Below are 18,641 nucleotides of genomic sequence, written 5' to 3' on the forward strand. Positions count from 1 at the left end.
TCTATGCTGCAATGGTTCATGTCCAGTCCCCCTGTGTGCTGCCTCTATGATAATTTCTGATTGCATGGATTATCTGCTATCATATTATCGGGAAAATGAATTAGAATAAAGCCTGCTGTACGTTTATTAGAGGCGGTTTAGCCCATTCTAAACGCCATATGCACCGCGTAGGTATACATTAAGCTACCGAGTTTAATTAATTAAACCAAAATACCAAATTTGAAACATGCGCGGAAATGTCAAATTCACGTACTTGTTTGTTGTGATCGTCTATTTTATACTTTTAATTGATAATTAGGTAAAAGAATGGAAATAAGAGGAGTGTTTGTTTTTTGTCGATTTATAGTCAAGTCTTTCAATTGCTTCATCAGCCTATGCTCATCCTGAGTCAGAATGAACTTGATGTCCGTATCGTAGACGCCAATCAGGCATTTCTAAGACTTTCAGGCTATACGCTTGAGGAGCTTCAGTCCAAAAACGGCAGATATCTACTTCAAAAATACAATATCAACACTACGATACAGGTTGTAAAAAGCGAAGTAATCCTGCAAACGAAACTAAAGCAGCAAATTTCCGTCCGCATTGACCAGCAGCCTTTGCCTGCTTGCTCAGTGGACGGCTGTAATCATTCCTTTGTTATCTTCGAAGATTTAACCCCTTACAAATGGATCGAGCAGCAAGCGGAGAAAAATAAAGTATTAATCAGCGGCATCGTAGACCGCCAGCAGCATATCCGATTTTTGAGAGATAGCTTAGCGCCTCTATTATTTGAACCCGACCACAAAATGCAGAATGAAACGCTTATGCAATTCATAGATGATTCCGAGCATGTCAAACTAATGAAAATCATTCAGGAAACCTATCGGCTTAAGAAAGAAAGAAGCTTGACCGTCAAGACTAGCAAGCTTAGCGGAATTGAATTGGAGCTTTCCGTCACATTCGCACCAATTGTTGACGGATTCGGCGAAGCGAATGAGTTTGCATTTGTCATATGGGATTTGAAGCCAGTCGATGATCAGATCGATGCTTCATTGAAGCTTCGCATATGGATGGCCAAACGTGATATGACAGCTGGCCATCTGTCCACAGTAACAGGCATATCGATTCAAACGATCTCAAAGCTGCGCAATGGCAAAATATTAAAGCCCCAAAGACTCACAGCAGAGCTGATCGCTTCGGAGCTTCAAGTGGATGTGCAAGAAATTTGGTCTGAAGTTAGAAAGTAAAACTATTTGATAAAGCTTGTAAGCTCATCCGTGTATAGGAGATGCAGCTCATGCATCGCCCTTGTACAAGCGGTGTAGAACAATTTCCGTTCGCTTTCGCGTCCATAATGATCTTGATTGGCGTTTCCGATTATAACGGCATCAAACTCCACACCTTTAGCCAAATATGAAGGTATGACGATAATGCCTTTTTCGAATGTGACGGTTTCCTTCTCGATCAACCTGACGCTTGGCAAATAAGCCAGCAAAGCAGTGTGCATGCGTTTGCCCTCTGCCGCTGTTTTGCAAATAACGGCTATTGATGAATAGCCCGTATCCACTAGCTTGTTGACACGGCTATAAACCTCTTTTGCGATTTGCGCTTCATCTTCCACCTTAGTGATCGTCGGCGCTTCTCCATCACGATTAAATGGCTCGATAAGGTCGCCGCCTTCGATCATTTTGCTTGTGAAAGCTACAATCGGCCGGGTAGAACGATAGCTCCGTGCCAAAATGATTTTTTCAGTTTCTTCCTTACTAAACAGCTCGTCTAACGGCTCAAAACCATTGCCTGATACTGCATGTGCGAATATCGACTGATTGAGATCACCTAGAACGGTCATTTTGCAATTTGGGAAAATGCGTTTGAGATAATGATATTGGAAAGGTGAATAATCCTGAGCCTCGTCAATAAACAAATGCTTCACAAGCGTATTCGTATGAAAACCTTCCAGCTTCTCTTTTAAATATAAATAAGGTGTTGCATCCTCATACAAAATTTCACCGGCGTTAAGCTTAACCAGCGTTTGCTCGCTAATATCCGCCCAGTTTTCAGGCAGTTCTTGAGCACCATCCAACGCTTGCTTATACGTTGCCGCATCGGATTCGAACAAGCGCTTATAGATCGTCGGAACATCCAAGAAGAGCAATCGCTTCACGCGTTTTCTTAGCTTTTTGAACTTCTCCTGCACGACCATCGCTGCCAAAAAGTCCCGCTCCGCATCAAAATCATCGAAAGAATTGCCGGCAAACCGGTTTTTCCGCTGCAATTCATCAAAGGCCTTCGCGTATGCTTCCTGGTCGAGCAATTCTATCTCCTCATGCACCCAATCCTGCTCGCGTTCCTCCCGGCTGAGCCTAGTCAGCTCCTTCAGCATCCATTCCGCGGTTAACCGCATTCGATTGCCGATGGATATTGATCGGTCCAGCTTATAGAACTGCTCTTCAATCGCCGCCTCGCTAATTAGAGTACGTCCCTTGAAGGTGATAGCTTTGAAAGAGAGACCAGCATCACTCAGTCCAGCAGCATAGCTGTCAATCAAATGCATGAAGGAAACGCCCGATTTATACGTAATGCCGTCGATTCTTGCCTCATAGCCCGGATCATTTGTTTCTGCTAGGGTATACTCCATTTGGGAAAATGGGTCTTCAAGTGCAAACGTTTTGCCAAGCCTATGCTCCAAGTATTGCTGGTACGTCGTTTGCTGCATATTTTGCTCTCCTAGCTCAGGCAGAACGGTTGCGACGTAGCTGTTAAACATAGGGTTTGGAGAGAAAAGAACGATTTGATCAGCTTGAAGAATGCCTCGGTAACGATAGAGCAAATAGGCGACACGCTGCAGTGCAGCAGACGTTTTCCCGCTACCTGCTGCTCCCTGTACAATCAGCAGCCTTGCCCGTTCATTACGGATAATTTGGTTTTGCTCGCGCTGGATCGTAGCTACGATGCTTTTCATTTGAGCATCAGACTGCTTGCCGAGCACCTCCTGCAGCAGCTCATCGCCAATTGTGACACCGGTATCGAACATACTGCGGATTTGTCCGTCACGAATGATGAATTGACGCTTGAGTGTCATCTCACCCTTGATTTTCCCGCTAGGCGTTTCGTACGCAACCGGTCCAGGCCCCGAGTCGTAATACAGGCTGGAGACGGGAGCACGCCAGTCATAGATGAGATACTCATAGCCGCTGTCATCAAGCAGCGAACCCACTCCTAAGTATATTGGATCAGCTTTTTCTTGCCCCTCCTCCGCCAAGTCAATTCTTCCGAAATAGGGAGAGTGCTCAAGCTTCAACAATGTTTTCAGCTGTTCTTCGATATGACGATGGCTGCGCTCCCGCTCCGAGAGCACCTCCGCTTGCTGCTTCATGCTTGCATGTGATTCAGCAGATTCCGCCGCATCCTCAAAATTCAACGTTACGTCATCCCAAAAATTACGTCGAATGTCCACGATATCGTCACGCATGCCGCCAACCTGAGCTTGGAAATCCTTAATACGAGTTCGAATCACTTCCGTTACTTGTTCGACACGCTGCTGCTCTATCGTTCGTTCCTTATTAACATTCGTCACGAAATCACTCCTTAACGGATTAGTCTTGCTATTGGATAATTAGTTCGCCTTCAAAACGGTATCATCCATTTTACCATCTTCTGCCGATCAATGAAAAGCGGTGAAAACTATTGCCGAGGCTGAACGTACCGTTTATAATGACAAAGGCAGAAATGGAAGCAACCTGACTCGCCTTATTGCAATCCGCGGTTCGCAAACTCCCGCGTTATCAAAACTAGGAGGTAACAAGCAGCATGTTTAACTTGTGGTTTGGCGCGATTTTTATGCTCGTGCATTTTTCGTTATTTCTTCTTTCCTATCGGTTTTTCGGACGGATAGGCATCTACGCATGGATCGGGATGGCTACTGTGCTTGCCAATATCCAGGTCGTCAAAACCGTAGATATCCATGCATTTGGCATCGTAATTGCCATCACGCTTGGCAATACGATGTATGGCACCATTTATTTAGCTTCAGACTTGTTGAATGAGAAGTACGGTGAGAAAGCTGCAAAAAAAGCGGTTTGGTTCGGTTTCTTCACGCTGGTCGCTACGACCATTATTATGCAGATGGCTCTCCTCTTTCATCCGTTAAACGAACCGTTTCCACTCGAAGTGCAAGGCGCGCTCGAAACTTTATTCGGTCTCATGCCGCGTATCGCACTCGCCAGCCTTTGCGCCTATTTCGTTAGCCAGTTTCTGGATGTAAGGATTTATTCCTTTCTTAAGCGAGTATGTCCTGCCCCAAACCAGCTATGGATTCGCAACAACGGCAGCACGGCAGTAAGCCAGCTGGTGGATACGTTTATTTTTTGCACCATTGCCTTCGCAGGAGCGCCTGGCTATGACAGCAAGCTATGGCTATCGATTTTTCTGTCGACCTACGTCATCAAATTTATCGTGTCGATCTGCTCAACGCCATTTCTATATGCGGCCAGAAGCTTTGTTTTCCGAGAGGATAAAGCCCTATAAAGGTTGGAAAAGCGGGATGCCTACTTCCAGGCATCCCGCTTTGTCTCCATACTGCTTAATGCGCAAAACCGATGTCATCCAGCATAACCTTGCCGGGACCGTCCAAGAAACGGAACGTAATGCTTTGAATTTCATTCACGGCAATAGTCGTATGATCTAAGCCGAATTGCTCCAGCGGTAAGGTGAACGTTTGAAATACAGGCTCCGTTGACTCCTTGTATTTTTTATTTTTCATACGATCTTCAAGCCATGAGTACGTCATGAACGAGGTGTACGCTGGCGGCGTAACCGGCATAAGTTCCGCTAGCTCTATCTCTACTTGCTCGCCCTCAGAAGTGGTAACTTCAATTTCAACAGCTGGAAGCGGCGGAAGCTCGCTCTCAAGATATTGGTCCACATCAGCAGCTTCAGAAGCGTCAGCAATCTCGTCAGCCATTATATCACGCTCCAAGTTTGCCATCGAGAAAACAAGCTTAGTTCCGATCACCTCTTCGTCTGGCAAGCTTATTTGCATGGGGAGCTCAAGCTTATACTGTGCGCCTGCCTCAGCCCACTCGAGCTCCATGCCTTTCGTATCTTTGTTATTGCCGTCTCGATCCTCAGCAGCCGCTATGTTCCAACTTGTCATACCCGAAGCAGCAGCCTTCCCGCCGTTTTTCAGCACCGTTTTTCCTTGACCGTCGTCATAACGCGTAATCGCTTCAAAGTTCGACGCTTCGTATCGGTTACTGTACGATGTTTCTGGCAGCCATGCCAGCCCATAGCGATAATCGGCAAATAAAGGCTTGTAGCTGGACTCTCCCAGCAGTGTCGCCTGCAGAAACGCTGATACGTATACCTTTGAGATAAGACGCTGCTCATCCGCTTGCAGCAGCTCTTTGCGATTCAAGAATAAACCGCCCGGCGGTCGTTCATCCATTCTTCCCCACGCGGAATTAAACTGACTGTGGTTCGCATCAGCTATATATAATGCCGCTTTAAACCGATTCGTATCGTTTGAAAAGGTTGTGCGTCCATACTGACGGTCTCCATAAAAGTTGTTTACGTCAGCGTCTCTGGCACCCTGCAGCGTCAAATAATTGACGCCAGACAATCGTGCCGATTTATCGTCCACCTGCTTATCTGTCGGAGCGATGGCGACAACGGACTGAATAGTAATATCGCCCAGGCTATCAAGGGTTTGGTCCTTGCTGAACCACCGATCAGCATCAGCGGCCATAGCCACAGCTTGGCCGCCTCTCGAATGGCCGATCAAGGCAACTTGACCAAAATCCACTTTATCAGATAATGGGTTTTCTTGCGATTCATGAAACGACTTGATTTGCTGCAAATGCTTAAGCAGTACCCAAGCCCGTACCTTCATATCATTGTTTGGGATTCCTGACCAAACGGAATAATTCAAGAAATTCTCATCAACGGACACCGCAATGATGCCTTTGCTTGCAAGCAGCTCGCCTAGATAGCCATAACCGCCATCGGAGAAGTCCTCCATCAAATGATTCCCATGGACGATAAGCGTTAATGGAAATGGGCCGTCGCCTTTCGGCATCCATACACGCCCGTTTAGTGGAAGCTTCTGTTCATCAAATCCCCAAAACCATGTTTTCAGCTTTGACCATTTGGTAATGTAAGCAGATGCATCGACTTGAACGGATTGGATATCTACATTCTCGCCGAACATCTTCCTATGTTTATCGTAACCGCTGCCATACGTGAAGGCTTGAACCGCATATGCGCCTGTCTCAGCAGGGTTCGCCGCATCCGGCAGGACAATACCGCTTGCCTCGGCAAGCTCGCGCTGAGGGGTTGCTGCTGGCCCTGTCCAATCAGCAGCTGTATAGGTAATAACGACGGCTGCAGCAAATAACATGCCTATCGCTGCTTTGCTCATTGTTCGTATATTTAGATGCATGACCAGCGCCAGCAAATACCCCATCCCTAAGCCGATCAATGTAAAAATAACGGAAAATAGAATAGACATTATGATGCCAAACTCTGCGAAATATAATATTAAATAAGCTTCCACGGCTGCATAGATGAATGCCGCCGTCAGTTTTCGAGGCAGCGGCACGTATATAAGGGCAAATATAAAAGAAGCCAACTCGACAGCCAAACTCATTGCAATAATATTTACCGATAAGAAGACAAGAATATCAGTTGCTATACCAAAGCCAGTCGGCATGCCAAGCACTGCTGCGAGCATAGCCAGCGAGGCAAAAAAAACGATGCTTCCCGCAGCGACACGCGAGCTGTATCCGTTACGTTCGTTCCGCGCAGCAAATCTCGATTTTATCCAGGCATATGTTCTTTTCCGTCTGCTTAGCGGTGGTTCTGCATAGTTGTGCAGCTCAGGCAGTTCATGTTCAGGGACTTGCGATTCTAATTCCATTGTGCTCCTTTCACGGTTAGCCAGCTCCGGCCTTCTCGGCGTTCAATCTCGACTGGTACGGAGAAAAACTCGCTCATTAAGCCTGACGTCAGCACCTCGGATGTATCATTAGCCGCAAACACTTGTCCTTCCTTGATCAGCAGCGTTTTTGTAAAACAAGGCAATATCTCTTCAACATGATGGGTAACGTAAATGATTGTCGGCGACTCGTCTTCTTTGGCTACGGAAGCAACCATATGCAGTAATTGTTCCCTCGCGAATACATCTAGTCCAGTACAAGGCTCGTCCAGTATGAGCAGCTTTGGCGAAGCCATCAGCGCCCTTGCGATTAACACGCGCTGCCTCTCCCCTTGTGAGAGCGTATCATAAGTTCGGTTCATCAAAGCCGTGCAGCCCAATGATTCCATCAATTCTTCTGCTTTCTTTTGATCCCGGGCATCCGTTTGATCGTACAGGCCTATCGTAGCGAATTTCCCGCTAAGCACGATTTTTATTGCGGTTTCACTGCCATACAATTTCTGCTGCAAAGAAGTGCTTACCCAGCCAATGCTTTTTCTTAGCTCGCGCAAATCAAATTCACCGAATGTCTTCCCAAGAATCGACATTCTTCCTTCAGTTGGCCAAATATACCCGTTGATCATATTTAAAAGTGTCGTCTTGCCTGAGCCGTTAAGTCCAAGCAGGCACCAATGCTCACCGCTTTTCACTTGCCAATGAATATCCTTCAAAATCCGTTCACTGCTGCGATCCCATGAAACGCTCTGTATATCTATAATCATCGTTAGCACTCCTGTTCATTAACCATGGCTATCTTAAAATTTGACTTCGATTATCATATCGCCCATTATTATAATACAACGATTCCAATCATGCACGGAACGTGTCGTCCTTAACCTACCAATACCTATACATACTAGTAATATCAGGAGTGAACTTGCAAATGAAAACCAACCAATTGAAGCAATGGGCTCATTTTTTTCTTACGTATAAATTTGCGCTTGATGCCGTAGAAACGAAGCTTAATATTTTGAATGAAGAATTTCAATTTATACATGACTACAACCCAATCGAGCATATGAAAACTCGAATTAAAGCTCCGGAGAGCGTCATGCAGAAGCTGCAGCGCAAAGGCTTGCCGATCACGCTGGAAGACGCGAAAGAGCATATTCGAGATATTGCTGGCGTACGCGTGATATGCTCCTTCTCGACAGATATTTATCAGATCGTGGATATGATAAGCAAGCAAAGCGATGTTCGCGTTGTCGAGTTGAAGGACTATGTCATTAACCCGAAGCCTAATGGTTATCAAAGCATCCATTTACTCATTGAAATTCCTGTTTTTCTGACGGACCGCACAGAAAATGTACTCGTTGAAATACAAATCCGTACAATCGCGATGGATTTCTGGGCAAGCCTTGAGCATAAGATCTATTATAAATTCAATGAACAAATTCCGCCACATATTCAAGAGCAATTAAAAGGCTCCGCGGATATGATCCATCTCCTTGACAGGCAAATGCTGGCGCTTAATGTGGAAGTGCAGAAGCATCGCGAGCAAGCGCTCAAATAAAAAGAAGCTCCGGCCCATGGAAACGGGCGGAGCTTCTTTTGTTATGAACGTTAGGTTATCGCGTAATAAAGAGGAACGATGAGCAAATTCAATGCCAATGCTATAAGTCCGATTGCCATAGACCAACCACCGAGACCGCGAGCGCCTTGCCGGTAAGCCATGTAGCCGAGCACTGTCGCTGTAGCTCCCATCAATACCGGCCAAATAAACCATGATGCTATCGCAAAAACCAACGATACCCATCCAAGCGCATATCCGCCCGATCTCGTATCTGTCCGTTCCGCTTGCTCCACATGCCGGTCCTCTCTCCGCTCCGTGTGCACAACAGGATTTCCCACTGCAAAATCTGCAGCCATTTCTTCATTTACATCAAGCAAGCGATCCGTCCCCATAACAGGAAGGCTTGTTCGTGCCGACCGATCTCGATCATCCAACAATTTTTTATAATCGTCTTCATAATTACCCATCGATCATCACTCCTTAGGTTTGAAAGTCAAGCAGCACGTGGACTTGGATTGCTCGGCTTCATCTTGATGGAATAAGCCAAGCTCGTCTCCAGCAAATTCTTCGTTGAAATGGGCGCCTGCATGCTGATCGATTTCAATATTGATTGCACCCGCACCGCAGTTGTTGCCTTCTTCCCAGAAGCTGCAATTCGCTACACTACATGACACGCCTTTCGGCATAAAAAATCACCTCCACTATCAAGTTTCCCTGAGTGGAGGTGATTCATTCTGCCTTATTTTTGTCCTTGCATACGGCGCTGCGTCATATAATCGTTTTCGTAATAAGACAACTCGTCACGCAGCTCCTCGAATACTTTGGATACGTTAAGTACGATGCCGCGGGACTCGCGAGTAGGCTTAAAGCGGAACCTTATGGCATCCTGGCCTGTATAGGCGTAACGTCCATCCTCGGAGTAGCACTCATTCTTTGGATAGAAAAACGCGCTTACGCATTGATGGTAAACTTCATACAGCACGCGTTCCGCATAATCAGTATCGAAATTGGGACGTCTGAGCAATACTCCCAGCTTTTCAACCGAGACTTCAGAAAATACCAATAAATGTCTCAAATCGGATAAAAGGCCTTTGTAGAAATTTTGAGCTTCTTCCCCATTATCTTCACCGGTTAATTGGAGCAAAGCGTTGTTATTCAGAAACGGCTCTAATTGATTAACCGCATCCTTAAGCTTCGTTCGAGTTGATTCCGTTAGCGCTTTGACATTAGCAGTTGGCATATAGGTAGTTCCCCTTTCATAATCCAAACACGCGTAAAAACTACAATCATTATTATCGTACCACAAATTACATTGAGATGGTACTGGCGATTAACGGATTCATTCGCATATTTTCAGCCTCGGAACCCGAACCTATGGATTAGAATCTGCTCTAATTCAGAACGATCAATGGAGGTTTCCGACATGCATAGAAAATGGATTGGCGCTTTAACCATTCTAGCCCTGGCAGCTCTGCTTATACCTACAACCCCTTTATTCGCGCCTAAAGAAATCAAAAAGGAGCCACAATCCTCAATCTTCTCCGCCAAACGGGAGCATACGCTCAAAATGGCCGCTGTACAGTCTGACGTGAAAGCTACGGCGATGCTCTGCGCCTCAGAGTGTTCGAAAGATTTTCAAAAGCTAATGCATGCATCTATGGGCTCCAAAGCAGCTGCCAGCCAGCAAATCAAGCAAATGATGCATGAACATATGCATATGAATTACATCAGCTGGATCTCGGGAAAACGAAGCGTAGATCGCGGTGTTTTGCCCAAAACGGATAAAAATCAAATAGAAGCTTATGTGAAGGATGCAAAAGCTCAGGTGAGCAAAGGGGCCAAATATGAATCGGATGCCTTAACCGCAAAGGACGGCAGTCGGTATATGGTGCTTGGCGTTCCTGACGCGAAGCATGTCGGAATTGGCGTGGTTGGCGTCATCAAGCAGGACATTCTTAAATCCGTTGAGCAGCATCAGATGCGTAACTTACGATTAATTCCCTACCCCTCGGAAGGAAATTATAAGATTGAATCCGTCAAACCGAATTCAACCATTGATACGACCGTGCGCAGCGGCGAGGATAACGGAAATGCCAGTCATTATCATATCCGCGATGTTGTCGTCCATTTCACGAAACCATTGACGCCAGACGAGCTCGAACGTGTCAAAAGAGACATAAATGCGGAATCCATGAAGCAGGTTGGCGATACCTTTATATTCCGTTCGAGAAATATCGAGACCGACCAGCTCGTTCAATATTTTAAGCAGACTTGGAATACCGAATATACAGAGCCCCATTATTTGTATATGACCAATGAGAGCAGCTCCATCGTTCCCAATGACGCATTATACTCCGAGTATCAATGGAACCTGCCCTCCATTGAAACCGAGAAAGGCTGGAATATATCCAAGGGCAAAGATGAGGTCATTATTGCGGTGCTCGACACTGGCGTGCAGAGCAACCACCCGGATTTAAAAGGAAAAATAACAAAAGGCGTCAATATCGTTGATGAAAAATCAGAACCAGACGATGATGTCGGTCATGGGACACATGTCTCGGGAATTATCGGTGCCACCGTTAACAATAGCGAAGGCGTGGCAGGATTATCCTGGTACAACAAAATCATGCCGATCAAAGTGCTCGACAGCAGCGGAGCGGGCTCAACCTATTCGGTTGCACAGGGCATTATTTGGGCAGTAGACCATGGGGCAAAAGTAATTAATATGAGCCTCGGCAACTACGCGCAAGCTGATTTCCTGCACGATGCCATCAAATATGCCTATGAGCATGATGTAGTCATGATAGCAGCAAGCGGCAACGACAACACGGATCGTCCAGGCTACCCTGCCGCTTATCCGGAAGTATTCGCTGTTGCAGCCACGGATAGCAATAAGGAAAAAGCATCTTTCTCCAACTACGGCGATTATATTGACGTGGCTGCTCCAGGCGACAGCATTGCAAGCACCTATCCAGGCAGCCAATATGCCGCGTTATCTGGGACATCTATGGCAAGTCCGCACGTGGCTGCGTTAGCCGGTCTCATTCGCTCCGTGAATCCGGAACTGTCTAATGTGGAAGTGATGGAGCTTATGAGGACATCGGCAAGTGATTTAGGAGCTAAAGGCAAGGACGATTATTTCGGGTACGGTGAGATAGATATCGTTAGGGCGCTCCAAGCAGCATCTAAATTCAGCGGAGCCCTGCAGACTTATCCCGACCAAGTAAAAAGGCGGCTTGAACGAATAGTATCGCAGTCAGGAAAATAAAAATAGTCACAATAAAGCACCCGTTCGCATGCGACGGGTGCTCTTTGTTAGTTATGAAGTCGTGCGGAAAGTTTGCCGTAAGCCGGGTTCTGTACTTCTGGTGGTCCAAACGGGAACGACCCTCCCACGATGAAGCGACAATCATCTATCTAGGCCGCACATTGCTATACGGCTCCAGCAACCAACCCGGACGCGCCTCAGGCTAAGGCTGCAGCTTAGGGGCTGCGGCGTCCTCTCGGTCTTGCTCCAGATGGGGTTTACCAGGATCATAGTCACCTATGCTCCTCGTGGTCTCTTACACCACGGTTCCACCCTTACCTGTACCGGCATAAAGCCGGCCATCGGCGGTCCATTTCTGTGGCACTATCCTTCAGCTCGCGCTGACTGGACGTTATCCAGCATCCTGCCCTGCGGAGCCCGGACTTTCCTCTCGCGGCAACAAGGCCGCCAGCGATTGTCTGTCAAACTTTCCGTGGCATCGTTAAGTATACAAGCAATCGGGCAAAAGCTCAACCCTCAAAACAATATCATAGCCAAATCATCTCGTGGATGCTCAGCATTTTCAGATGAAAGTGAAGGGCTCAGTATCCAAAGTAGAAGCAATAGCTTTGGTTTCTGATTTGCTGACTGCAAGCTGTTCATTCAGCCACTCTGCTACCTTGTGCTTCATGACCTTTTCGATGTTGTGGCCGGGATCAATAATCGATATGCCTGCTGCAAGCGCATCATGCGCCGTATGATAATCGATATCCCCAGTAACCAATACGTCAGCTCCGGCGAAAATAGCATGCCTTACATATCTCGAGCCAGAGCCTCCAAGCACGGCTGCCTTCCGGATCACACGGTCAAGCTTGCCGACGACTCGTACAGCGGGTACATCGAAAACCTCCTTAGCCCGTTCAGCAAGCTCACCAAGCGTCAAGGGTTCTATCAGCTTGCCTGCACGTCCGAGTCCGAAGGATCTTCCCTTCAAATCAACCGGATATAAATCATAGGCAACTTCTTCATATGGATGAGCTTTCAGCATCGCTTGTACCGTCTTGCGGTGCACGCTGTATGGAACAATCGTCTCGATTCTTATTTCTTCCGTTCGTTCAAGCTTGCCCTGTGACCCGATGTAAGGCTCTGTACCCGGTCCTGGAACAAAGGTGCCTGTACCCTTCATGTTGAAGCTGCAATTGCTGTAGCTGCCAATCTTGCCTGCTCCCGAGCGCCAAATAGACTCTAATACCTGCTCATGATGGCTCTCGGGAACAAACACAACTAGCTTGTATAGTTTATCCGTATAGACCTCTTCCAAGGATTGTCTTCCTTCCGGCATAATGCCGACAAGGTCAGCTATCCAATCATTAATCCCGCCATCCGCCACATCCAGATTGGTATGTGAAATATAGACAGCAATATCATTTTTGATGAGCTTCTCATACAATTTCCCAGCTGCCGTTGAAGTATCCAGCTTGGCAAGTGGACGATAAATAATCGCATGATGCGCGATGATGAGCTCTGCCCCTGTTTCAATGGCTTCATCGACGACTGCATCCGTAACGTCCAATGCAACCAAAACTTTTGTAATCGGTTTGTTCAATGTGCCCAGCTGCAGGCCGATTTTGTCATTCTCAACCGCATAATGCTTCGGTGCAAGCTGCTCCATCAGCTGGATGACGGATTGTCCGTTTGCAAACATTGCAAAACCTCCTTAATCACATTCATTTCGGCCAGAAACTGATCCCGCTTTATGGCCGATTCGGGCAGCTCAGACGTCGCGAGCTGCCCACAAATCCGCTCCAGCTTGTTAAGTTCATGTTGCCATTTCTTGAACAAAACCAGCTGAGGCTGACGCAGCAAGTATGGTCCCATTTGAAGCTGAACCAAAAACCATTGTTCTGCTCCAAGCTTCATTTGTATATTGCCCGAATGATACAATTCATGGTTGCGTGTCTCTGCATCATCTATCCGAACAGCATGCAGTACTTCATAAATCTTCCCATCCTCTTCGAGAATGCTTTCCGATTTAAGAAACCAATTATGCTTCAGCAGCCATTTGCGCACGAGCTCCTCGCCTACATTCGGCTGCAGCACAAGCTCCGTTACTCCTTCAAGCTTTCCAGCAGCATAACCCGCTTCAAGAATATCGCTCATTAAGCTTCCGCCCATGCCGGCTATCGTAACCGTCTCCGCTTCGTTTGGAAGCAGCACGCTGAGCCCATCTCCTTGGCGAACTGTTAAACGTGCCGTTAGGCCTGCATCAGCCCCTTGCTTTCTGGCTGCCTCATATGGCCCGCGATTAAGCTCTCCAGCAATTGCTGAAGGCGACACATTCGCCTGCAGAAGATACACGGGAAGCATGGCATGATCCGAACCGATATCAGCTACTCGATTCCCAATCGTTACATAATCTGCAATCCTCTGCAGACGTTTTGATAATTTCAGCATTATACAACCCACACCATCCATCGTTTTCGCATTAAAAATAACAAACCGCCGCCAATCGCGATTTTAATGATCAGCTGCAGCTGCAGCCAAGCCATTACATCAGCGAACATCACGGCATATAGCTCCGGCATGAACCAAACTAACGAGCAAGTCAAAAATAGCACTGCCGATACAGCTTTTGACCATCGATGCACAAACCAACTGCCCCAACCAAACAAACAGGCGATCGGCAGCCAGTACAACTGTATCTCATACCACTTAGAATCTGCCGTAAACTCCGATAGAAGCCAAGCGTATACAAGTACAACCGCAAGCCAGCCGCTAAAATGCAATGCCGGTATACGTGCTGCAATTCCGTATGTAATCCAAAAGATTGCGCTAAAAGCAAGCAGGCCAGTTCTCCAGCCCCAATGGTCTAGTCCATGGTAATTCAGCATGTATAAACCACCGCCAAGAAGGAGCAGCATGCCCGTGCTTGTGATTGATAATCCAGCTGCTTCATTACGCCCTCTCAGACGTTGTCCGATGCGTAAAAAAACAACCGTTCCAAGCGCCACAACAGCCATTTGCAATAGCGGATGAAATTCGTTAAAATAAAGCACAACAAAGGAAATTAAGGTAAAAGTACCAAATGTAAGGAACCATTGCATTCCTGTTGCTTTTTGCACAGCAGCAATTGCTTTTCCCACTGTATTTTGCTGATCTTTGTTTGTATGGATCGTGTCTTGATCAGCATAAAGATTCAGCAGAAAGTCACAGTATTGATCCGGAAGCAGCTTGCTGCGTCTCCAATGATCAATTTCTTTCACGATAATTTGCCGACGATCCTCATTCATCGTTTTTCGCTGTCCCTTCGGTCCCGATTGGCCTATATCCAATTAAATGTATATGTTGTATGAGGCCCGTTCTTTAGAAAAAAGACCTTGCTGCAAGAGCAGAAAGGTCAATATTCCAAACATATCGTATTTATTCAAGGAAATCCTTCAACCGCTTGCTGCGGCTTGGATGGCGAAGCTTGCGCAGTGCTTTGGCTTCAATTTGGCGGATACGCTCACGAGTAACACCAAAAACCTTGCCTACTTCTTCAAGCGTTCTCGTACGGCCGTCATCCAGTCCAAAACGAAGACGCAAAACGTTCTCCTCACGTTCAGTCAAGGTGTCCAGCACATCCTCAAGCTGTTCCTTGAGAAGCTCATAAGCTGCTGCATCAGCAGGAGCAAGCGCTTCTTGATCCTCAATAAAGTCTCCGAGATGAGAATCGTCTTCTTCCCCGATTGGCGTTTCAAGCGATACTGGCTCTTGCGCTATTTTCATAATTTCCCGAACTTTTTCCGTACTTAGCTCCATCTCGGCAGCAATTTCCTCTGGCGTCGGTTCACGCCCAAGCTCTTGCAGCAATTGACGGGAAACCCGGATTAATTTGTTGATGGTTTCCACCATATGAACGGGAATTCGAATCGTACGTGCTTGGTCAGCTATTGCGCGAGTAATGGCCTGACGAATCCACCATGTCGCATACGTACTGAATTTGAAGCCCTTCTGATGGTCAAACTTCTCAACAGCTTTGATCAAGCCCATATTGCCCTCTTGAATCAAATCGAGGAACAGCATGCCACGGCCTACGTAACGCTTCGCGATACTAACGACTAACCGCAGGTTTGCTTCAGCCAGTCTACGTTTAGCCTCTTCGTCGCCATTCTCGATACGTTGTGCAAGCTCGACCTCGTCATCCGCAGAGAGAAGCGGAACCCGACCGATTTCTTTTAAATACATCCGTACAGGATCATTAATTTTAATGCCTGGCGGCAATGCAAGATCATCATCGAAATTAAAGTCATCCTGCTCACGCTCTTGCTCTTCCCCTTGGGCAGCGAGTGGATTTTCTTCGTCGTTTTCGTTCAGTACCTCAATCCCAAAATCATCGAGCTGTTCGAAAAATTCATCAATTTGTTCAGGATCCTGATCAAACGGAGCCAACTTATCCATAATTTCTTTATACGTCAAAGATGACCTCTTCTTGCCTTGTTCAATCAACTGATCCTTCACATGATCCAGTTTTTGTTCGGTGTCTAGTTCAGTATGTTGATCATTCGCCATATTCCGACTCCCTCCCCCCTAGAAACGATCTTCCTGTCGCCCTTTAAGCTGTCTCTCTAGGGTTATAATCTCACTTGCTATTTGTGCTGCTGCCAAAAAATCTCCGGTACGCTCAGCACGCACCATTTCTTCTTTCTTACGATCAATATCTAGGTACTGCGGAACCTTTAGGATGTCTTGAATATAAGCGTTCATCGTCGTGTCGTCGAATGGAAAGTCGCTGTCCATCATCAGAATCGATGCTGCTGTGCGCTCTAATCGATCATCAAGCAGCGTTGCGATAAAACGACTCGCATCCGGATCGTAGCCTTGAGCAAAATAAGCGTATAAATAAGCAGCAAGAGCTGCGTGATCCTCTACATTAAACGCATCGCCTAAACGATCATGAACCGCTTGCGCAACCTCCCGATCCCGCATCATGACATGCAGCAACCTTCGTTCTGCATGCGTATAAGCGGGCATTAGAGTAGGCGGTCCAGACTTTCGGGGCTTTTCATTCCTACCATTATTCCACGAATTGTCGTTATTATCCCCTTGCGGTTTCTTTTTTTGCAGCTCTAGTCTAATTTGGTGACAGTCCTGCTTCAAGGCGTCAAGGGAGATATCGAACTCACGGGATATTTCTTTTAAGTAGACCTCGCGTTCCGTTGATGAATCAAGCTCCGCAACAATTTGTACCGCTTCGAGCAGATAGTTCTTTCTACCTTCTTCTTTTAGCAGTATATGGTTTTTCCTTGAATATATAAGCTTAAATTTTGTTACCGATACCGGCTGGTCCATCGTATCCCGCAGGAATGCTTCCGGGCCATATTCACTTATATAATCGTCGGGATCCTTGCCTTTCGGAAGCATCGCCACCGACACTTTCAAGCCAGCGCCTTCCAGCATCGGAATTGATTTGTGCGCTGCTGCTTGTCCTGCATCGTCACCGTCATAGCAGACGATAACTTCCTCGGCTTGACGCTTGAGAATGGCGCAATGCTCGTCGGTCAAAGCCGTTCCCATTGTCGCAATGCCGTTTTTGACACCTGCACTCCATGACTTAATGACATCCATGTAACCTTCAAACAATACGACCTGCTTGCTCTTGCGAATAGCCGGCCGCGCATTATGCAGGTTGTAAAGTGTTCTGCTTTTCGTAAACAGCATCGTCTCCGAGGTATTCAAGTATTTCGGCTGTCCTTCGCCTATAATGCGACCCGCAAACGCGGTAGCTTTGCCGTCTCGATCCCAAATCGGAAACATAATGCGATTACGAAACCGGTCCACATATCCACTCCCGTCAGCTTTCGCCGAGAGCAACCCGCCTTTTTCCATCAGTGCTAAGTCGAAGCCCCGATTCGTCAAAAACCGAGCAAGCAAGTCCCATTCCTCAGGCGCGTAACCGAGCATAAAATGATCGATTAGCTTATCACTGAGATTCCGCTCCCGCAAATATTGTTTTGCGGCTTGACCCTGCTTTGTATTATTGAGCACATGATGATAAAGCTTAATGGTAAGCTCATGCGCTTCAATAATTTTGGCTCGGTCTGCATCATGCGGAGAGGCTTTGCTTCCTTCGGGAGAGCCCCAAGTTATGGGCATTCCCGCATCGAGAGCTAGCAAGCGAACGGCTTCAGGAAAGGAATAACCCTCCATTTCCTCATAAAAGCGAATGACGTTTCCGCCTTTCCCGCAGCCATAGCAATGGTAAATTTGGAGCTCCGGCGTAACTGTAAACGAGGGAGTCTTCTCCGAATGGAACGGACATAACCCCTTCATATATTTGCCGTGCTTCGTGAGATGAACGTATTTCCCGACCGTCTCTACGATGTCATAATGCTTGCGAACCGCATCAATGATCTCCTCCGGTATTTTATTACCGTATGTCATCGTTCATCACCTTCATCCTAGTAACACGTAAATAATATTCGCTATACGTCATGGTTCTCCTGCTCATTTCGCAAAACTTTTGTCAACTTTTGTTGAAATCGATCACGATCATCGTTATTCATCGCTTTAGGCCCTCTTGTTTTGCCTCCAGTTCGGCGGCGTTTTGCAAGCTCATGCCTACGCTCCATCAAATAATCGATGTTGTCGTTCGTATATTCTTCCCCTCGCGGAGACAATACGATTGCTCCTTTGCCGATAGCGATGCATGCCAAGCCGAAATCCTGCGTAACCACGATATCTCCACGCGTAATATGATTAACGATATACAGATCGACGGATTGATTGCTCCGGTCGACCTGTACGATATCTACGCCTTGCTGCGGCTCAAGCCTGTGGTCATGAGAAGCAACCATCAGTACCGGAACGGAGAAGGCTCTGGCCGTTTCGCCTATTTCTGCTTTTACCGGGCATGCATCTGCGTCAACCACAATAGTAGGCTTCTCTAT

16 protein-coding genes and 1 other RNA gene are annotated in these 18,641 nt (G+C 46.8%); 4 read left to right on the forward strand and 13 right to left on the reverse strand.

Features of this window, described 5'->3' with window-relative positions; all coding sequences use genetic code 11:
- The first annotated feature begins 332 nt into the window (after positions 1-332).
- Positions 333-1,226 carry a PAS domain-containing protein gene (locus AB4Z29_RS06155; RefSeq protein WP_441942192.1) on the forward strand — a complete coding sequence of 298 codons (894 nt, stop codon included), beginning with the start codon at positions 333-335 and terminating at the stop codon, positions 1,224-1,226.
- A gap of 2 nt (positions 1,227-1,228) precedes the next feature.
- Here the strand turns inward: AB4Z29_RS06155 and helD are convergent, their stop codons facing one another.
- A complete protein-coding gene (gene helD, locus AB4Z29_RS06160; RefSeq protein WP_441942193.1) occupies positions 1,229-3,556 on the reverse strand; it encodes an RNA polymerase recycling motor HelD in 2,328 nt (775 codons plus the stop codon).
- Positions 3,557-3,789: 233 nt separating this feature from the next.
- On the opposite strand from helD, the gene AB4Z29_RS06165 reads away from it, so the two are divergent.
- Positions 3,790-4,506, forward strand: a complete 717-nt coding sequence (locus AB4Z29_RS06165) for a queuosine precursor transporter (RefSeq protein WP_441942194.1) — start codon at positions 3,790-3,792, stop codon at positions 4,504-4,506.
- A gap of 55 nt (positions 4,507-4,561) precedes the next feature.
- On the opposite strand, the gene AB4Z29_RS06170 is transcribed toward AB4Z29_RS06165, so the two are convergent.
- Both AB4Z29_RS06170 and AB4Z29_RS06175 read right to left on the reverse strand, forming a co-directional pair.
- The gene (locus tag AB4Z29_RS06170) at positions 4,562-6,895 is read right to left on the reverse strand and encodes an alpha/beta hydrolase family protein (RefSeq protein ID WP_441942195.1); all 2,334 of its coding nucleotides are present in this window, start codon (positions 6,893-6,895) and stop codon (positions 4,562-4,564) included.
- Positions 6,886-7,674, reverse strand: a complete 789-nt coding sequence (locus tag AB4Z29_RS06175; RefSeq protein WP_441942196.1) for an ABC transporter ATP-binding protein — start codon at positions 7,672-7,674, stop codon at positions 6,886-6,888. The genes AB4Z29_RS06170 and AB4Z29_RS06175 overlap by 10 nt, the downstream gene beginning before the upstream one ends.
- A gap of 161 nt (positions 7,675-7,835) precedes the next feature.
- On the opposite strand from AB4Z29_RS06175, the gene AB4Z29_RS06180 reads away from it, so the two are divergent.
- A complete protein-coding gene (locus AB4Z29_RS06180; RefSeq protein ID WP_183559768.1) occupies positions 7,836-8,465 on the forward strand; it encodes a GTP pyrophosphokinase in 630 nt (209 codons plus the stop codon).
- A gap of 50 nt (positions 8,466-8,515) precedes the next feature.
- Here AB4Z29_RS06180 and AB4Z29_RS06185 read toward each other — a convergent pair whose 3' ends face one another.
- The 3 genes from AB4Z29_RS06185 to AB4Z29_RS06195 are packed head-to-tail and all read right to left on the reverse strand — an operon-like array spanning position 8,516 to position 9,705.
- Positions 8,516-8,932: a hypothetical protein gene (locus AB4Z29_RS06185; protein WP_441942197.1), complete on the reverse strand. Its 417-nt coding sequence runs from the start codon at positions 8,930-8,932 to the stop codon at positions 8,516-8,518.
- A 6-nt stretch (positions 8,933-8,938) separates the two neighbouring features.
- Positions 8,939-9,151 (reverse strand): DUF1540 domain-containing protein, encoded by a 213-nt coding sequence (locus AB4Z29_RS06190; RefSeq protein ID WP_441942198.1) that lies wholly within the window; start codon positions 9,149-9,151, stop codon positions 8,939-8,941.
- A 53-nt stretch (positions 9,152-9,204) separates the two neighbouring features.
- Complete coding sequence (locus AB4Z29_RS06195) at positions 9,205-9,705, reverse strand: YpuI family protein (RefSeq protein ID WP_441942199.1); 501 nt, start codon at positions 9,703-9,705, stop codon at positions 9,205-9,207.
- Positions 9,706-9,888: 183 nt separating this feature from the next.
- Here AB4Z29_RS06195 and AB4Z29_RS06200 point away from each other — a divergent pair, with 183 nt between their 5' ends.
- On the forward strand, positions 9,889-11,733 hold the full coding sequence (locus tag AB4Z29_RS06200) for a S8 family peptidase (protein ID WP_441942200.1): 1,845 nt from the start codon (positions 9,889-9,891) through the stop codon (positions 11,731-11,733).
- 63 nt (positions 11,734-11,796) lie between these two features.
- Here the strand turns inward: AB4Z29_RS06200 and rnpB are convergent.
- From rnpB to AB4Z29_RS06235, 7 genes are all read right to left on the reverse strand, one after another.
- An RNA gene (gene rnpB / locus AB4Z29_RS06205) (RNase P RNA component class A) lies at positions 11,797-12,203 on the reverse strand.
- A 92-nt stretch (positions 12,204-12,295) separates the two neighbouring features.
- On the reverse strand, positions 12,296-13,417 hold the full coding sequence (locus tag AB4Z29_RS06210) for a Nif3-like dinuclear metal center hexameric protein (RefSeq protein ID WP_441942201.1): 1,122 nt from the start codon (positions 13,415-13,417) through the stop codon (positions 12,296-12,298).
- Complete coding sequence (locus AB4Z29_RS06215; protein WP_441942202.1) at positions 13,384-14,166, reverse strand: tRNA (adenine(22)-N(1))-methyltransferase; 783 nt, start codon at positions 14,164-14,166, stop codon at positions 13,384-13,386. The genes AB4Z29_RS06210 and AB4Z29_RS06215 overlap by 34 nt, the downstream gene beginning before the upstream one ends.
- Positions 14,166-15,002: a hypothetical protein gene (locus tag AB4Z29_RS06220; RefSeq protein WP_441942203.1), complete on the reverse strand. Its 837-nt coding sequence runs from the start codon at positions 15,000-15,002 to the stop codon at positions 14,166-14,168. Before AB4Z29_RS06220 ends, AB4Z29_RS06215 begins: the two co-directional genes overlap by 1 nt.
- 130 nt (positions 15,003-15,132) lie before the next feature.
- Complete coding sequence (gene rpoD / locus AB4Z29_RS06225) at positions 15,133-16,263, reverse strand: RNA polymerase sigma factor RpoD (protein ID WP_053376806.1); 1,131 nt, start codon at positions 16,261-16,263, stop codon at positions 15,133-15,135.
- Positions 16,264-16,281: 18 nt separating this feature from the next.
- On the reverse strand, positions 16,282-18,135 hold the full coding sequence (gene dnaG, locus AB4Z29_RS06230; protein ID WP_441942204.1) for a DNA primase: 1,854 nt from the start codon (positions 18,133-18,135) through the stop codon (positions 16,282-16,284).
- 41 nt (positions 18,136-18,176) lie between these two features.
- The gene (locus tag AB4Z29_RS06235; protein WP_441942409.1) at positions 18,177-18,626 is read right to left on the reverse strand and encodes a YaiI/YqxD family protein; all 450 of its coding nucleotides are present in this window, start codon (positions 18,624-18,626) and stop codon (positions 18,177-18,179) included.
- Positions 18,627-18,641: the final 15 nt, after the last annotated feature.

The sequence above is a fragment of the Paenibacillus sp. 2TAB23 genome (assembly GCF_052115165.1).
Lineage (GTDB): Bacteria > Bacillota > Bacilli > Paenibacillales > Paenibacillaceae > Pristimantibacillus.

Coding starts and splice junctions, on each gene's coding strand:
- rpoD (WP_053376806.1), bottom strand. CDS start 16,263: ATGGCGAATGATCAACATACTGAACTAGACACCGAACAAAAACTGGAT.
- AB4Z29_RS06170 (WP_441942195.1), bottom strand. CDS start 6,895: ATGGAATTAGAATCGCAAGTCCCTGAACATGAACTGCCTGAGCTGCAC.
- AB4Z29_RS06175 (WP_441942196.1), bottom strand. CDS start 7,674: ATGATTATAGATATACAGAGCGTTTCATGGGATCGCAGCAGTGAACGG.
- AB4Z29_RS06215 (WP_441942202.1), bottom strand. CDS start 14,166: ATGCTGAAATTATCAAAACGTCTGCAGAGGATTGCAGATTATGTAACG.
- AB4Z29_RS06180 (WP_183559768.1), top strand. CDS start 7,836: ATGAAAACCAACCAATTGAAGCAATGGGCTCATTTTTTTCTTACGTAT.
- AB4Z29_RS06185 (WP_441942197.1), bottom strand. CDS start 8,932: ATGGGTAATTATGAAGACGATTATAAAAAATTGTTGGATGATCGAGAT.
- AB4Z29_RS06220 (WP_441942203.1), bottom strand. CDS start 15,002: ATGAATGAGGATCGTCGGCAAATTATCGTGAAAGAAATTGATCATTGG.
- AB4Z29_RS06165 (WP_441942194.1), top strand. CDS start 3,790: ATGTTTAACTTGTGGTTTGGCGCGATTTTTATGCTCGTGCATTTTTCG.
- dnaG (WP_441942204.1), bottom strand. CDS start 18,135: ATGACATACGGTAATAAAATACCGGAGGAGATCATTGATGCGGTTCGC.
- AB4Z29_RS06195 (WP_441942199.1), bottom strand. CDS start 9,705: ATGCCAACTGCTAATGTCAAAGCGCTAACGGAATCAACTCGAACGAAG.
- AB4Z29_RS06210 (WP_441942201.1), bottom strand. CDS start 13,417: ATGTTTGCAAACGGACAATCCGTCATCCAGCTGATGGAGCAGCTTGCA.
- AB4Z29_RS06200 (WP_441942200.1), top strand. CDS start 9,889: ATGCATAGAAAATGGATTGGCGCTTTAACCATTCTAGCCCTGGCAGCT.
- AB4Z29_RS06190 (WP_441942198.1), bottom strand. CDS start 9,151: ATGCCGAAAGGCGTGTCATGTAGTGTAGCGAATTGCAGCTTCTGGGAA.